The sequence below is a fragment of the Micromonospora xinjiangensis genome, assembly GCF_056150165.1.
In genome coordinates this window covers 104,636-120,529 of sequence record NZ_JAXCFO010000004.1, presented here as the reverse complement: position 1 = coordinate 120,529, position 15,894 = coordinate 104,636, and the positions used below count along the sequence as shown (strand labels likewise).

Genomic DNA, 15,894 nt, shown 5'->3' with positions numbered 1-15,894 from the left:
CGTCGCCCGGACTCCTCACCGAGCACCAGGAGCGCACACATGAAGATCGCCGGAAGCACCGCCCTCGTCACGGGCGCCAACCGCGGCTTCGGTCGAAGCCTCGCCGCCGAGCTGACCGCCCGCGGCGCCACCGTCTACGCCGCCGCGCGCAACCCCGAGACCGTCGACCTGCCCGGCGTCACTCCGGTGCGGCTCGACATCACCGACCCCGCCTCCGTGGCGGCGGCCGCCGCGCTGGCCCAGGACGTGAACCTGCTGATCAACAACGCCGGCGTGGACACCGGCACCGACCTGCTCGAGGGCGACCTCGACCGCATCCACCTCGAGATGAACACGCACTACTTCGGCACGCTGTCGATGGTGCGGGCGTTCGCGCCGGTCATCGCCGCCAACGGCGGCGGCTCGATCCTGAACGTGCACTCCGTGCTCTCGTGGTTCACCTTCGCCCGCAGCGGCGCGTACGGCGCGGCCAAGGCCGCCCAGTGGGCGATGACCAACGCCCTGCGACTGCAGCTCGCCGAGCGGAACATCCGCGTGGCCGGCCTGCACGTCGGTTACATGGACACCGACATGACGGCGCACGTCACCGACGCCAAGTCCGACCCGGCCGACATCGCCCGGATCGCGATCGACGCGATCGAGGCGGACGCGTACGAGATCGTCGCCGACGAGGTCAGCCGGCAGGTCCAGGCCGGGCTCGCCGGCGGGGTCGCCGCGCTCTACCCGCAGCTGCGCTGACCACACGGTCACCCGTGAGCGGGCGCGGACTCGCCGCGCCCGCTCACGCCGCTCAGCCCGCCTGGAGCGTCACGTCGTCGACCACGAAGCTCGTCTGCAGCGACGCGTCCTCCGTGCCGGTGAACGTCAGGGCGAGCGTCTGACCGGCGTACGCCCCGACGGCGAGGGTGCGCTGGACGTAGCCGGCCGCGGCATGGAGGTTGGACCAGGTGGCGAGCGTGGCACCGCCCAGCCGCACGGTGAGCCGGTCGTAGGCCGTGGACGTCGTGGTCTCGGCGGTGTCTATGTGCAGCCAGAACGACAGGGTCGAGCCGGCGCAGCCGGCCGGCAGGGTGACCGTCTGCGACAGGGTGTCCGTGCGGGTACCCCCGTGCCCGCCCAGCCACGCCTTCCAGCTGCCCGTCCGGGCCGGTTGGCCGGTGGCGCTGGTGATCACTCCGGAGGTGGCGGTCCACGGGCTGCTGCCGTTCTCGAAACCGCCGTTAGCGATCAGCTGCCCGCCCGGGCAGCTACCACCGACCGCCAGCTGCCACAGGGCGTACGCGACGCCGTCCGCCGCCCGGTTGAGCACCGTCGCGCTGATGTTGGCCGTCGTGTCGCAGGACCGGTGGTAGCACGGGTCGTACGCCGCGTTGGCCGTGCCGCCCCACTTGGCGGCCTGCGCACTGGTCTTGCGAGCGCTCGCACCGGCCGCGTAGCCCGAGGTGGGGATGCCGGCCTGCTGGAACGGGTAGTCGTCGGAGCGGCCCTGCCCCTCGACGTTCTCCTCCGGCTGCAACCCCAGCGAGTCCCAGTACGCCTTCAGCGGCGCCGCCGTCGTCGAGGTAATCCGGTTGATGAAGTAACCGCCGTTGGTCGAGCCGACCATGTCGAAGTTGTAGTACCCCTTGATGTAGCCGCGCTGGGTGGCGCTCAGCGAGTTGACGTAGAAGCGCGAGCCGTTGAGCCCCTGCTCCTCGTCGGTCCACCAGGCGAACCGCACCCGCTTGGTCATCGTCGGGTTCTGGGCGGCGAGCACCAGCGCGTTCTCCAGCAGCACCGCCGAGCCGGAGGCGTTGTCGTTGATGCCCGGTCCGGCGGAGACGCCGTCGAGGTGGGCGCCGAACATGACCACCTGGTCGGCCGGGCCGCCCGGCCACTCGGCGATCAGGTTGTTCGACGGGTACCGGCACGAGGTGCAGCGCTGCTCGGTGACGGTGTAGCCGACCGCCTGGAGCCGGCTCCTGACGTACGCCACGGACGCGGTGTAGCCGGCGGACCCGGCTCTCCGGTTGCCGCCGTTGCTGCTGGCGATGCTGCCGAACTGGGCCAGGTGCGCCTGCACGTTGGCGACGGGAATGTCGGGGGCGGCGAGCGGGGCCGCGACGAGGGGGCGGGCGGTCGACGACGCGACGACCGGTTGGGCCGCCAACGTCATCGAGATCGCGGCACACCCGACGAGCACGGTCCGCGCGACCAAGGCACTACCTCTCATGGGGACTCCTCGGGGTAGGAGGGGATATGACAGTGACACTTGTCGATGTCTGAGGGCAATGGCCGATCGTCTGGAACCACGACCGGTTCGCCGATGGCAACAGACCCGCCGGGGGCGGTCGTGCGGGTGACCCGCCTCCCCCGCCGCTGTCGAGCTGCCCCGGCCACGGGGCACTCCGCCCGCGAACACCGGCGTGCTCGGCTAACAAGCTCGGCACCGGTCGTTAACCCTTTGCCGAGGAACTGACAGGCCAGCTAGATTCCCCCAGCCGTCCGCGTCGTCGCGGACCGGCGCTGTCGACGAGGAGGTGTGCAGCACATGCGCACGAGTGCCCAGCAGGTGAGCCCGCGTACCGACCTTTGCCACCTTCCGACGACGGAGACACCTTGTCGCTTCGCATCACCCCACTGACCGACCCCGCGCACGGGCCGCACAGCCGGCGTCTCGCATGGCTGGCGTCCGACGCCGACTCCATCCCTGTCGGGACGGCCTTCCTGCGGCTGTTCACCGACCCTGGACAGGCGCACCTGGCCGAACTGGCCCTCCACGTCCATCCCGCCGAGCGACGCAAGCACGTCGGTTCCCGGCTCCTCGACGCCGCCGTGGCCGGCGCCCGGAACGATGCCCGGCGCCGCGTCGTAGCGCAGGCCGGGGCCGGGTCGCCCGGCGACCACTTCCTGCGGGCGCGCGGTTTCCGCCGGGTCCTCACCCTGCGGTTCGCCCGCCTGGCGCTGGCCGATGTCGACACCACCGCCCTCGCCGAGATCATCGACCGGCCGCATCGGGGCTACCGGCTGGTGTCCTGGCAGGGAACCGTCCCCGACAGCCTCGCCGAGACGTTCGCCGCGTCACGCCGGGCCATGGACGACATGCCCATGGACGACACCGACCACGGCACCGTGTCCTGGGACGTGGACCGTGTCCGGGCCGTGGCGAAGGCTGTCGAACAGCGCGGCGACCGGTTGCACACCGTCGCCGCCGTCGAAGCCTCCGACGGCTCGATCGCCGGGTTCACCGAACTCGTCGTCCCCGGCGACGGCACAGGTGACGGTCGGCACTACGGCACCGGGGTGCTGCCCGAGCACCGTGGACGCGGCCTCGGCCGATGGATGAAGGCCGAGGCGATCCGACAGGTCCGCCTGCGCTATCCGGGCCTCGGTGGCCTCGCGACCGACACCGCCGACAGCAACACGCATATGAGACAGATCAACGACAGTCTCGGCTACACACCCACACACACGATCCACCAGCACCAGCTCGACATCTAGCGACCGACGGACGGGCCGGACCTGACATCACCTCGTCCGGCCCGTCGACGCCCTCGAAAATCGCCCTGGGGCGGTGTCTCCGGTTCACGACCATGGGAGAGCGCGGCGATCCCGGTCGCCCCGACCGGCGCGCGATCGGTGCAGGCCGCGCCCGTGGGCCAGGCCGTGACCTTCGGGCGTGGCTGCGCCCAGCCGCGTGGCATCAGACCGAGCCGGCCCCAGGTCCCCGAACCTCCTCGCCGCCGCAGGGAGCGAGCCGGGTCGGGTTCGGGTGGCGGGGGCACGTCCCGGGGGACCGTCCGGTACCGGACCGGATGTCCGGCTGGGAAGGCGCGCGTTTGGGCGGGTTGTCCGGTTCGGGCCCGACCGTCCCGTGGCCGGCGCCACCGCCGGGGCGGAATCACGGCCCGGCCCCGGTCGTTGAACATGGTCGAGCCGCGCGACCTCCGGCCACCGGCCCGGAGCCGCCGGGAATCACCGCCACCCCCGGTTCGTTGACACCCCCCGGCAGCATCACGCCGGGCCCCGCGCCGGAATCACCGGCCGGCCCGCGTCGTTACACCCCGGGTCGCCCGAGCAGGACCACAACGCCGGGCCGAATCCGCCACCCGAACTTCCCGTGCGACGCCCCGCGTCCGCACGTCCACACCCCCGAACAGAGAGGCACACATCATGCGTACCGATCTGATCCGCAAGACCGTCCTGACCGCAGCCGGTATCGCCGCCGCCGGCGGCGGCATCGCCGGCCCCGCCATCGCCGCCCACGCCGCCCCCGCCGACAGCAAGCCCACCACCCAGGTCCAGAACCGAAAGAACGGCGGCGAGCGCGAACTCAACGTCCGCTACGAGGCCCAGCCGAACTTCTACTACTGCGGCCCCGCCGCCACCCGCAACGCCCTCTCCGTCCAGGGCAAGGACATCAACGTCGACGCCATGGCCAAGGAAATGGGCACCACCGAAGCCGGCACCAACTCCATCAACGACATCACCCCCGTGCTGAACAAGGAGACCGGCAAGAACGCCTACCACTCCGTCGAAATCAGCACCCCCAAGGCCGACGACAAGCAGACCGACACCCTGCGCAAGGACATCGTCGAAACCATCGACGACGGCCGCGCCGTGGTCGCCAACATCGCCGGCACCGCCACCGACACCGACGGCAACACCCACTCGTTCGAGGGCGGGCACTACATCAGCGTCATCGGCTACCGCGACGGCGGACACACCGTCACCATCGCCGACAGCGCCGACCCCAACATGGCCTCCTACCGCATGAGCGTCGACAACCTCGCCGACTGGATCGCCACCCGCGGCTACTCGGCCAGCTGACCCGAGCAACACACACCAACCGAAAGGGCCGGCCCCCACCACGGGGCCGGCCCTTTCGTCGTCCGTGCCCAAACATCGGGGCACGTATTGACAATTGTCGACTTCCGTCTGACCCTGGGGTCTGAGAGCGCTCTCTCATCCGAGCCGCAACCACCACCAACCCGGCCCGGGGACCTCTGATGCCTTCGGCGGCGGTGCCGGAAGAGTCCCCGGCCCACCCCGACAGGAGTACGAGATGGAAAGGGCCGCACCCCGCTCCGGCACCCGCCACCGGCTGCGCCTCGCCACGGCGATGGCCGCCCTGCTCACGCTTCTCGGCACGTACGTCGTGTCCGCCGGCTCCCGGGCCGACGCCGACCCGGGCACCAACGTGATCCGCGTGGCCGAGTTCCCCGCCGACTGCGCCTTCAGCCACCGACTGCCGGACGACCCGATCATCTTCCCGGGCCTGCCCGGCGCCTCGCACATGCACAGCTTCTTCGGCAGCACGGTGACGAACGCCTTCACCACCCTGCCCGACCTGGTGAACTCCACGACCACCTGCAACCCGCAGGTGGACGTCTCGTCGTACTGGGTCCCGACCCTGTACCGCAACAACGTCGCCGTGGAGCCGCAGATCGTCACGTTCTACTACCTCGGTGAGGGCGTACGCAGCGACGTCGTCGCCCGCACCCAGCCGATCCCCCAGGGACTGCGCATCGTGGCGGGCAACGCCCGGGCGACCGGCCCGAACGACAGCATCGCCCGCTGGTCGTGCCTGCACGCCGGGCACGTCCCACCGTCGAAGGACTTCGTCAACTGTCCGTCGGGCACGATGCTGGAGTCGTACCTCGACTTCCCGCAGTGCTGGAACGGCCGCGACCTGGACTCCCCGGACCACAAGAGCCACATGGCGTACCCGGTCAACCAGGCCTGCCCGGCGAGCCACCCGGTGCCGGTGCCGAAGCTGCGACAGGTCCTGCGCTATCCGGTCAACGGCGACCCGGCGCAGTTCCGGCTGGCCTCGGGGCCGGGCTACACGATGCACGGCGACTTCTTCAACGCGTGGCCGGTCGCGGAGATGGCCCGCCGGGTCAACGACTGCATCCGCCCGGTGGTCAAGTGCGGCCACGACGGGCGACCGCTCTGATCACTCGCCCCCGTCCGGGAGCGGGCCCACTGGCACGGGGCCCGCTCCCCCCGGGCGCGAAAGGGAGAATGCATGCGCACCGTGGTCGCACCGTCCGCCGTGCTCGCCGCGGCGCTGCTGGTCGCCGGCTGCGCCGCCGGCGACGGCGCCGCCCCGTCGCGCGCCGGCACCGCCCCCACCCCCACCGCCGCCCCGCCGGTGGGCGCGCCGCCCTCCACCGCCGGGCCGTTCAGCCCCACCGACGTGGCCTGGCTCCAACTCCACGTGGCGATGAGCGAGCGGCTGCTGCCGGTGCTCGACCTGGTGCCGGGCCGAAGCACCGATCCGGGCTGGCACGGGCTGGCCGCCCGGATCGAGGCCGCCGACGGGCGCACCCTGACCCGGTCCCGCCGGCTGCTGGTCGACGCCGGCGCGCCCGCGACCAACCCCCACGAGGGTCACGACATGCCGGGCATGGTCACCACCGACGAACTGACCGCGCTACGCGCGGCCACCGGCCCGTCGTTCCACCGGCTGGCCGGCCGGCACCTGCGGGCGCACCTCACCCAGGCCGTCCGGATCGCCCGCGCCGAGCAGGCCGCCGGCGCGCATCCCGCGGTCACCGCGCTGGCCTCCGCCGTCGTCCGGGACGGCACCGACGCCCTGGCCCGCCTCGACCGCCTCGACCGGCCGCCGGTCACCGCCCCGCGGCGGTAGCACCCGCCCCGCCTGGCGCCGCCCGGTCAGCCGCGGTCGTTGAGCAGCGGCTGGAGGAGCCGGTGCGGGCGCTGGCGCAGCGCGACGCTGACCGGGTCCTGGCGCGGCGCGGCCGGGACGCCGGGCCCGGCGAGGGTCTCGACGTCGCCCGGTGCCACGTCGAGGTTGCCGCAGGCCGGGCAGCGGCCGGCCGGGTCAAGTTCGGTGCCGCACCCGGCGTGGCGGAAGGTCCGCGTCGCGGTGCCGTCGGCGAAGTGCCGCTCACCCCAGCGCATCAGCGGGTAGATCACGGACCAGAGTTCCGCGCCCCGGTCGGTGAGCAGGTACTCGTCGCGGGGCGGGGAGTCCTGGTAGCGATGGCGAACCAGGATGCCCGCCTCGACGAGGCTGGCCAGCCGGTCGGCGAGCACGGCCCGCGGGATGTCCAGGTGGGCGAGGAAGTCGCCGTAGCGGCGTACGCCGTAGAACGCGTCGCGGACGACGAGCAGCGTCCACCGCTCGCCGACCAGTTCCAGCGCCCTGGCGAGGTAGCAGTGCTGCCCTTCGTAGCTCTTGCCGAGTGCCACGCTGTGATCCTACCCTCGGGTCGGTTCATTCAACGAACCGTCACTGCTATTGTCGGTTCATTCACTGAACCGAGAGGTTTCCGCATGTCGACATCCGCCGGTGTCACCGCACCGTCCGCCGTCCCGGCCCCGGACACGACCCGCTCCGGTTCCCGGGCCCTGTTCGCGGTCTGTGCCGCGACCCTGCTCGTCCTCATGAACTACACCGCGCCGGTGGCCGTCCTGCCGCAGACGGCGCAGAGCCTCGGGGCCGGCCTCACCACGCAGACCTGGCTGATCAACGCCATCACCCTGGGACTCGCGGCCACCCTGCTGGTGGCCGGCAGCCTCGGCGACGACTTCGGGCGGCGCCGGATCTTCCGGGCCGGCCTCGTCCTGCTGGCCGTCGGCACCGTGGGCACCGCCGTCGCCCCCGACGCCGGCACCTTCATCGCCGCCCGGGTCGTGCAGGGCGCGGCCAGCGCCGCCATCCTCGCCGCCGGGCTGGGCCTGCTCGGGCACGCCTTCCACACCCACCACGGGCGCGCCCACGCGACGGCCCGCTGGGCCTCGATGCTCGGCGCCGGCATCGCCCTGGGCCCGCTGGCCTCGGCCGGCCTGACCGCGCTCGGCAGTTGGCGCTGGCTGTACCTGGTGCTCGCCGCACTGGCCGCCGTGCTGGCGGTGTGGGGCGGCCGGCTGCTCGCCGAGTCCCGCGCCGAGCGCGCCGCCCGCGTCGACGTGCCGGGAGTGCTCACCCTGGGCGCCGGCCTGGCGCTGCTGCTCGTCGCCGTGACCGCGGGGCGCACCGGCTGGCTGCGGCCCGCCGTGCTGATCCCGCTCGTGCTCGGGGCGCTGCTGCTGGCCGCCTTCGTGGCGGTCGAGGCGCGCGGCCGCGCGCCGATGCTCGACCTCGCGCTGTTCCGGCGAACGGACTTCCGGATCGCCACCCTCGGCGCGCTCTTCACCGGGCTCGCCGCGCTCGGCCCGAGCACGGTGCTGCCCACCCTCGTGCAGCAGCTCGTCGGGGTGAGCGCGCTCGGCGCGGCCGGACTGGCCTTCGTCTGGGCGGGGTCCTCGTTCGTGGTCAGCAACCAGATGCGCCACCTCGGTACCCGCGTCTCGCCCACCCGACAGCTCGCCCTCGGTTTCGCCCTGACCGCCGCCGGCTACCTGGCGATGCTCGGCTACGCCGACGCCCACTCCTGGGCGCGCACCGTTCCCGGGCTGCTGATCTCCGGCGCCGGCAGCGGCCTGCTGAACGCGGCGCTGGCCCGGATGGCCGTCGCCAGCGTCCCGGCGGACCGGGTCGCGATGGGCTCCGGCGCGAACAACACGGCCCGCTACGTCGGCTCCGCCCTCGGCGTCGCCGCGAGCATCACCGTGGCGTCCAGCCTGCTGCCCGCCGGGCAGACCGCCGGCTTCTCGGCCCACGGCGCCGACGCCGTCCTGCTCCTCGGCGCCGTCGTGGCCCTGCTCGGCGCCGCGCTGGCCCTGGTCCGCCGGAGGGCCGCCGCGCCGGTCCCGGCCACGAGCTGAGCCGCGACCCCCGCGGCGGCGGGCCGACCGGGTCGGTCCGCCGCCGCGGGGCTGAAGCGTCCGTGCCCGGTGCGGCGTGACGGACCGCTCGCGGTCAGGCGGCGTAGCGGGCAGCCAGGTCGACGACGCGCCGGGCAGCCGCCACCATGGCCCGGTCGGCGAAGCGCCCGTCGGGCAGGACCACCGTTCCCGAGTCCCGCCGTTGCGCGTCGGCGACCGCGGCGAGCAACTCCTCGGCCCGGGCCACCTCCCGCTCGCTCGGCCGGAACGCCTCGACGATCACCGGCAGCTGGCGCGGGTGGATCGCGGCGCGGCCGAGGAAGCCGAGCCGCCGGCCCCGCGCACAGGAGGCAGCCAACCCGTCGGCGTCGGCGACGTCGGCGTACACGGACATGGCCGGCGGAGGCAGGCCCGCCGCGCGGGCCGCCACGACCACCCGGCCGCGCGCCCAGAGCAGGCCGTCCTCGTCGCTCACCCCGAGGTCCGAGCGGAGGTCGGCCTCCCCGAGCCCGATCGAGGCCACCGCCGGGTGGGCCGTGGCGACGGCGTACGCGGCCTCCAGCCCGAGCGCCGACTCGACCAGCGGGTGCAGGGGCACGTCGGCCCGGGCAGCGATCGACGCGACGGTGTCGGCCGACTCGACCTTCGGCAGCCGCAGCCCGGCCAGCCCGGGCCGGCCGGCGACCGCGGCGAGGTCGGCCGCCACGTCCGGCCCGGTCAGCTCGTTGACCCGCACCTGCACCGGCACCGGGTGCTCCTCGGCGAGGAACTCGGCGACGGCGTCACGGGCGTACGCCTTGCGCCCGGCCACCACCGCGTCCTCCAGGTCGAGGATGACCGCGTCGGCGCCCGAGGCGACCGCCTTGGCGAAGCGGTCCGGCCGGTCACCGGGCACGTAGAGCCAGGTGAGCCGCATCAGATCACGCCCCGCTCGCGCAGCGCGGCCAGCTCGTCGGCGCCGACCCCCAGCGCGCCGAACACCGCGTCGGTGTCCTGCCCGTGCCGCCGGCCGGCGTGCCGGATCTCGCCCGGGGTCCCGGAGAGCCGGAACGGCACGTTCTGCATCCGCACCTCGCCCAGCTCCTCGTCCGGCACCGTCCGCACGGTGCCGAGCGCCGCGTACTGCGGGTCGGCGAGGATGTCCCGCACGTCGTAGACCGGGGCGACGGCCGCCTGCGCCTCCTCGAACGCGGCCACCACCTCGTCCCGGTCGCGGCTGGCCACCCAGGCGCCCACGGCCGCGTCCAGCTCGTCGGCGTGCGCGGCCCGGCCGCTGCCGGTGGCGAACCACGGCTCGTCGACCAGTTCGGGCCGGCCGACCAGCCGCATCACCCGCTCGGCGATGCTCTGGGCGCTCGTGGACACCGCCACCCAACGCCCGTCGGCGCAGCGGTACGTGTTGCGCGGCGCGTTGTTGTTGGACCGGTTGCCCAGTCGCGGCTGGATGTAGCCGAGCTGGTCGTACCAGGTGATCTGCGGGCCGAGCATCGCCATGATCGGCTCGATGATGGCCAGGTCGACCACCTGACCCGCGCCGGTGAGGTCACGTGAGCGCAGGGCCAGCATCACGGCGTAGGCGGCGGCGAGCGCGGTCACCGAGTCGGCCAGCCCGAACGGGGGCAGGGTGGGCGGCCCGTCCGGCTCCCCGGTCGCCGCGGCGAAGCCGCTCATCGCCTCGGCGAGTGTGCCGAAGCCGGGGCGGCGCGCGTACGGGCCGACCTGCCCGAAGCCGCTGATCCGGGCGACCACCAGACGCGGGTTGACGGCGTGCAACTCGGCCGGGCCCAGCCCCCACCGTTCCAGGGTGCCGGGGCGGAAGTTCTCCACCAGCACGTCGGCGTCGGCGAGCAGCCGGCGCAGCAGGTCGGCGCCGGCGGGGTCGGACAGGTTGCAGGTGACGGTCCGCTTGTTGCGGCCCAGCACCTTCCACCAGAGCCCGACGCCGTCCTTCGCCGGGCCGTGCCCGCGCGACGGGTCCGGCTTCGTCGGATGCTCCACCTTGACGACGTCGGCGCCGAAGTCGCCGAGGAACGCCGCCGCGAGCGGCCCGGCGAAGAGGGTGGCCAGGTCGACCACCTTCACGCCGTCGAGCGGGCCCCGGCCCGCGCCGGCCGTCACGGCGTCCCCTTCGCCGGGTCGACCGCGGCGAGGAAGACGTCCCCGTTGCCGAGTGCGCCACCGCCCACCGGCGCTCCCGCGGTGAGCCCGCTGACCAGCAGCCGGCCGTCGGTGCCGAGGGCGGCGTAGACGTTCTCCTCTCCGAACGCGTCGGCCGCGTCGTCGCGGGCGGTGCCGTACTGGGCGACGCCCACCTGCCGGCCCCGGGAGTCGAGTCGCAGGGTCAGCACGTCGGCGCCGCCGACCGGCAATCCGAGCCGACTGCCCGTGAAGCCGACCACGGCCAGCGAGCCGTCGGGCAGCGGCACGACGTCCGCGCCCGCGTCGGTGCCGGTCCCACCGGTGACGGTCCGCCACCGCTGCCGGCCGGCCGAGGTGTACGCCACGGTCAGCACGTCGGTGCCGCCGGCGGTAGCCTCGCCGCCGGTCGATCCGGTGGCGACCACCGTCCCGTCGGCCGTCACCGCGACGCCGCCGAGCAGGTCGTCGCCGGCGCCACCGACGGCCGTCACCCAGCCGGGGGCGCCGTCGGGGCCGAACCGGGCCAGCCAACCGTCCGCGGCACCGAGCGGCGTCGCCCCGGGCAGCCCGGCCGAGGTGCTCCCGGCCACGTAGACACCCTTCGCGTCAGCCGCGACCGCGTACGCCTTGTCCTCACCGGGGCCGCCGAGCTGCCGGCTCCACACGATCCGGCCGTCCGGGGCGACCCGGGCCAGCACCGCGTCCTTGTCCCCGGCCGCGCCCTCCCCCGCGAACGAGCCGCTGGTGTAGCCGGCGACGTACGCGCCGCCGTCCGGCGCGGGGGCGAGCGCGTAGAACCGGTCGGCCTTGGCCGGGTCGCCGGCCTGCGTGAGCCAGGCCCGCTGGCCGGTGGCCGACAGCCGGGTCACGAACCCGTCGTCGGCGGGGCTGCCCGGGTGCCGTCCGTCGAGGTCACCGCGGGTGTAGCCGGCCGCGAGCACGCCGCCGTCGGCCAGCGGCACCACGCCGTGGAGGCGATCGTTCGCGCCGGTGCCGAACTGGGTCGTCCACCGCGTCGTGCCGTCCGCGGCCCGCCGGGTCAGCACCGCGTCCAGCCCGCCCGCGTACGGCTGCCCGGCCACCGGACCGGAGGCGGCGTACCCCAGGGTGGTGGTGCCGTCCGGGTGCGCCGCGACCCCACCGGCCCAGTCGGCGCCGGACGTGCCGTGCAGCGGCCCGGGCAGGCCGGCCGGCGGGGTGACGCTCAGCGTGCCGGCGAGGTGCGTCAACCCGTCCACGAAGGCCGGTCGCCACACGTCCCAGTCGTGGCCCCCGTCGAGCACCCGGAGCTCGGCGGCCACCCCGTCGGCGCGGCGCACCGTGTTGTAGAGGGTGGCGGCCTCGTAGTCGAGGTCGTGCGCGGCGTCGGCCGGGTCCGGGTTGGCCCACTCGTCGTCGCCCACCGCGATGTACAACCGCACCGGCGTCTCCGGGTCGAGCCCGGGCAGCAGGGCGGGGTAGTTCAGCCGCTGGTACACCTCGTCGGAGAACCGCTGCGCACCGACGCCGAACGCGCCGAACTCCCGCGCCGACGAGTCGGCGGGCGGCAGCGGACGGTAGACCGCCGGGCTGAGCACCAGCGCGTTGGCGAACAGATCGGAGTGGGCGAGGGCGTACCGCAGCGCGCCGGCCCCGCCCATCGAGTAGCCGCCCACCAACCGGGCGCCGCGGTGCGCGGCGGTGCGGTAGGTGGCGTCGACGTGCGCCACCAGGTCACGGGTGAGCGCCGTCTCGACGGGACGGCCCGGGTCGTCCGCCCCGGTGTAGGCGGAGTCGACGTACCAGTTGCCGCGGCTGCTCCACGGCGCGTCGGGCAGCACCGCGATCACCGGCGGCACCTCGCCGTCGGCGATCATCCGGTCCAGGTCGGCCTTCACCCGGGTCCAGGCCTGCATCGTGTCGCCGCGCCCGTGCAGCAGGTACAGCACCGGGTAGCGGGTGGCGGTCGCCTTGGCGTACCCGTATGGCAGGTAGACGGTGTAGTCGATCGTGGCGCCGAGCGCGGGGGACGGCGCGGTCGCCGTGGTCAGGGTGCCCGCGCGGGTCTTCCCCGCGTCCGCCGTGCCGGGCACGGCCCCGGCGAGGCCGAGCGCCAGGAGCACGGCGGCCACGCCGCCGCCGATCCGCCAGCGTCTGCTCATCGATTCACTCCTCGGGGGTGGGGAGGTCGGCCGCGCAGCGGAAGCCGACCTGGTCGGAGCGGGTGAGTCCGGCCCCGGTGAGCAGCAGCTTCACCGAGACCTCCGGCGGCTGCGGGCCGCCGTCGAAGTACCAGTCGGAGCCCTCGGCCCGGTACGCGGCGCCGCCCTTGAGGATCGCGAAGCGGGTGCGCCCGTCGGAGTGCTCGCTCTCGGTCAGGTTCCACACCAGCGGCTCCCGGCGGGCGAGCAGCCCCGCCTCGGCGGCCACCTGCCACTCGTCCTCGGTGGGCAGCCGCAGCCCGGCCCAGTCCGCGTACGCCCGCGCGTCGGCCAGCTCCACGCCGGTGACCGGGGCGTCGGCCGGCCCCTGACCGGCGGTGAACCGCTCGGGGCGCACCGGCCGGTAGCCGGTGGCGCGCAGGAACTCGGCGTACTGGCCGTGGGTCACCTCGTGGGTGGCGATGGCGAAGCGGCCGAGCGCGACGGTGCGGCGCAGGGTGCCCGTGTGGTGCAGGCGGGGCGGCAGTGGCTTCCACTCGTCGACGTACGGGGTCTCCCCGTACAGCCCGGTCTCCCGCACCCGGTGCCGGACCACCAGGTCCCGCCGGCCCGCGGCGACGGCCACCATGCCGGCCGGCACGGCGGCCACCGGCGCCCACGGGGTGCGGCTACGCACGGCGGCGCGGGCCGGGAAGGACGGGTCGCCGACGGGCGGCGTGTGCCGTGCGACGGCGGCGTCGGTGACGACCACCGCGGCGACGGCCCCGGCCGGCAGCGGCCCACCCACCGTCACCCGCCCGTCGCCGGCCTCGGTCACGGTCAGCTCGGCGCCGGTGACCAGGTCGACGAAGCGCCGGCCGGGTCGGGCGTCGGTGACCAGCCAGGGCCCGTCGTGGTCGCCGCCGGTGTTCGCCACCGTCCACAGCGGCTCACCGCCGTGCGTCCACCGGGACGCGTACACCTGGCCGGAGCCGGGATAGTCGGCCAGCGGCACCCAGTCCTCGGCGCGCAGCCACGCGGCGTGGCTGGCCTGCACGCGGCGCATGGCGCGCAGCACCGCCCGGTCCCGCTCGTTCCACCCCACCCAGACACCGAAGACGCTCTCCCAGACCAGCACCCCGACCCCGTTGAGCCAGGCCGAGTGCAGCTCCTGGAGGTGGTCACGGTGCCACCGGCGGGTGTGGTGCAGGACGTGGCGGCGCTCGAACCACTTGGCGCGCAGCACGCCCGGCACGTCGGAGTCGGCGAACCACTGCGCCCAGGACATGGCGTGGTCGCCGACCCGGGCCAGCGGGACGCGGCTCTCCCCCTCCAGCACCAGGCCGGGACGCACGGCGTCGAGCGCGGCGCGCAGCTCGCCGGCGCCCTCCTTGAGGGTGTCGAGGAAGACGCCGTCCACGCCGAGCTTCCCGGCCAGCGCCGCGACCTCCTCGGCGTCGGTGCCCGGCTCCCGGCGGGTGCCGGTGTCCCACGGGTTGTAGTCGACGAAGACCCGCACCCCGCGGGCCTGGAACGCCCGCACCACCTCGGGCAGCTCGGGCACGTCCCGGTACCAGTCGAACTGGTTGCGGTCGTCCAGCCCGATGACGGGGTAGGCGTGCCACAGCACGATCCCGTCGAAGCCGCCGAAGTCCCGCTGCGCGCCGTCGAGGAACTCCTCGACGGTGAAGACGCCCCGCTCGTGGTCGTAGAGCGTCTCGTCCCAGAGCCAGGCGAGGCAGACCGTGAAACAGTCGCCGGTGATCTCGTCGTAGTGGCTGCCGGTGTAGCCGATGCGCTTGCGGGCGTCGGCCCGCCAGCGGGTCAGCTGCTCCCGCCAGGCCGGCCACCGCGCCGGGTCGTCCGGCGCCGCGAAGATCTTCGCCTCGTCCAACGTGGTCAGGTCGGCGTCAGCGCCGAGCGGCACCTCGGTGGGGCGGTCGATCGGGCGGGGGACGTACGGGTTGAAGCTCACGGGTTACCTCGGTAGGTCGAGTCGTGCAGAGCGTCGATGGCGGCCCGCTCGGGCAGCGCGGTGGAGGCGCCGGGGCGCTGGGCACAGGCCGCGCCCGCGGCACACGCCCAGCGCAGGCTCGCGGTGACGGTCTCCTCGCTGATCGCGCCGCCGCGCTCGGCCCAGGCGACCGCGAGCGCGCCGGTGAACGCGTCACCGGCGGCGGTGGTGTCCACCGCCTCGATCCGCGGCGCCGGGATCTCCAGCCGCAGGCCACGCCGGTCGGCGTACACGGCGCCGCGCGCGCCGAGCGTCAGCACCACGCGGGGCACCAGCTCCAGCAGGGCGTCGAGCAGCACGGCCGGCTCGTCGGCGAAGACCCCGCCGACGATCGCCGCCTCGTGCTCGTTGACCACCAGCACGTCGACCAGGTCCAGCAGCTCCACCGGGAGCGCGGCGGCCGGCGCGGCGTTGAGCACGACCGTCGTGCCCTCGGCCCGGGCCCAGTCGGCCGCCCGCACGACCGTGGGCAGCGGCACCTCCAACTGGAGCAGCAGCACATCGGCCGCCCCGATGGCGGCCCGGTCCTCGGTGCCGAGGTCGGTGAGCGCGCTGTTGGCGCCGGGTGCCACCACGATGAAGTTCTCCGCCGCCCGGTCCACCGCGATCAGCGCGACGCCGGACGGGCCGGGCACGGTACGCAGCCGGCCCACGTCCACACCGGCGCCGACCAGGCTCGCCCTGAGCTGCGCGCCGAAGTCGTCGTCACCGACGGCGCCCACGAAGCCGCAGGCCGCCCCGGCCCGGGCGGCGGCGACCGCCTGGTTGGCGCCCTTGCCGCCGGGCACGGTGCGGAAGTCCTCGCCGAGCACCGTCTCGCCGGGGCGGGGCAGCTGCGGCGCCGTGACCACCAGGTCCAGGTTGGTGCTGCCCACCACCACCACGCGTGCACTCATCCCCTGC

Annotated in this window: 13 protein-coding genes; 6 read left to right on the top strand and 7 right to left on the bottom strand. The window is 74.5% G+C overall.

Features of this window, described 5'->3' with window-relative positions:
- Positions 1-39: 39 nt before the first annotated feature.
- Positions 40-738, top strand: coding sequence for an SDR family oxidoreductase (locus SM573_RS16070; RefSeq protein WP_474610187.1), 699 nt, complete (start codon positions 40-42; stop codon positions 736-738).
- 52 nt (positions 739-790) lie between these two features.
- On the opposite strand, the gene SM573_RS16065 is transcribed toward SM573_RS16070, so the two are convergent.
- Positions 791-2,212: a M28 family metallopeptidase gene (locus tag SM573_RS16065; protein ID WP_474610188.1), complete on the bottom strand. Its 1,422-nt coding sequence runs from the start codon at positions 2,210-2,212 to the stop codon at positions 791-793.
- A gap of 386 nt (positions 2,213-2,598) precedes the next feature.
- On the opposite strand from SM573_RS16065, the gene SM573_RS16060 reads away from it, so the two are divergent.
- The 4 genes from SM573_RS16060 (at position 2,599) to SM573_RS16045 (ending at position 6,634) form a co-directional block, all read left to right on the top strand.
- The gene (locus tag SM573_RS16060) at positions 2,599-3,480 is read left to right on the top strand and encodes a GNAT family N-acetyltransferase (RefSeq protein WP_474610189.1); all 882 of its coding nucleotides are present in this window, start codon (positions 2,599-2,601) and stop codon (positions 3,478-3,480) included.
- Positions 3,481-4,152: 672 nt separating this feature from the next.
- Complete coding sequence (locus tag SM573_RS16055) at positions 4,153-4,809, top strand: C39 family peptidase (RefSeq protein WP_474610190.1); 657 nt, start codon at positions 4,153-4,155, stop codon at positions 4,807-4,809.
- A gap of 235 nt (positions 4,810-5,044) precedes the next feature.
- Positions 5,045-5,938 (top strand): DUF1996 domain-containing protein, encoded by an 894-nt coding sequence (locus SM573_RS16050; protein WP_474610191.1) that lies wholly within the window; start codon positions 5,045-5,047, stop codon positions 5,936-5,938.
- 72 nt (positions 5,939-6,010) lie between these two features.
- Entirely contained in the window at positions 6,011-6,634 is a 624-nt protein-coding gene (locus SM573_RS16045; RefSeq protein WP_474610192.1) for a DUF305 domain-containing protein, read from the top strand.
- A gap of 26 nt (positions 6,635-6,660) precedes the next feature.
- Here the strand turns inward: SM573_RS16045 and SM573_RS16040 are convergent, their stop codons facing one another.
- Positions 6,661-7,200 carry a winged helix-turn-helix transcriptional regulator gene (locus tag SM573_RS16040; protein WP_474610193.1) on the bottom strand — a complete coding sequence of 180 codons (540 nt, stop codon included), beginning with the start codon at positions 7,198-7,200 and terminating at the stop codon, positions 6,661-6,663.
- Between the two features lie 84 nt (positions 7,201-7,284).
- Between SM573_RS16040 and SM573_RS16035 the strand changes: the two genes are divergently transcribed.
- Positions 7,285-8,718 carry an MFS transporter gene (locus tag SM573_RS16035; RefSeq protein WP_474610194.1) on the top strand — a complete coding sequence of 478 codons (1,434 nt, stop codon included), beginning with the start codon at positions 7,285-7,287 and terminating at the stop codon, positions 8,716-8,718.
- A 94-nt stretch (positions 8,719-8,812) separates the two neighbouring features.
- On the opposite strand, the gene SM573_RS16030 is transcribed toward SM573_RS16035, so the two are convergent.
- Genes SM573_RS16030 through SM573_RS16010 form a run of 5 tightly spaced genes read right to left on the bottom strand, consistent with a single transcriptional unit; the run spans position 8,813 to position 15,887 of the window.
- On the bottom strand, positions 8,813-9,634 hold the full coding sequence (locus tag SM573_RS16030) for an HpcH/HpaI aldolase/citrate lyase family protein (RefSeq protein WP_474610195.1): 822 nt from the start codon (positions 9,632-9,634) through the stop codon (positions 8,813-8,815).
- Complete coding sequence (locus tag SM573_RS16025; protein WP_474610196.1) at positions 9,634-10,836, bottom strand: CaiB/BaiF CoA transferase family protein; 1,203 nt, start codon at positions 10,834-10,836, stop codon at positions 9,634-9,636. The genes SM573_RS16030 and SM573_RS16025 overlap by 1 nt, the downstream gene beginning before the upstream one ends.
- Positions 10,833-12,998 (bottom strand): alpha/beta hydrolase-fold protein, encoded by a 2,166-nt coding sequence (locus tag SM573_RS16020; RefSeq protein WP_474610197.1) that lies wholly within the window; start codon positions 12,996-12,998, stop codon positions 10,833-10,835. Before SM573_RS16020 ends, SM573_RS16025 begins: the two co-directional genes overlap by 4 nt.
- A gap of 4 nt (positions 12,999-13,002) precedes the next feature.
- On the bottom strand, positions 13,003-14,952 hold the full coding sequence (locus SM573_RS16015) for a formylglycine-generating enzyme family protein (RefSeq protein WP_474616414.1): 1,950 nt from the start codon (positions 14,950-14,952) through the stop codon (positions 13,003-13,005).
- Positions 14,949-15,887, bottom strand: coding sequence for a ribokinase (locus SM573_RS16010; protein WP_474610199.1), 939 nt, complete (start codon positions 15,885-15,887; stop codon positions 14,949-14,951). The genes SM573_RS16015 and SM573_RS16010 overlap by 4 nt, the downstream gene beginning before the upstream one ends.
- Positions 15,888-15,894: the final 7 nt, after the last annotated feature.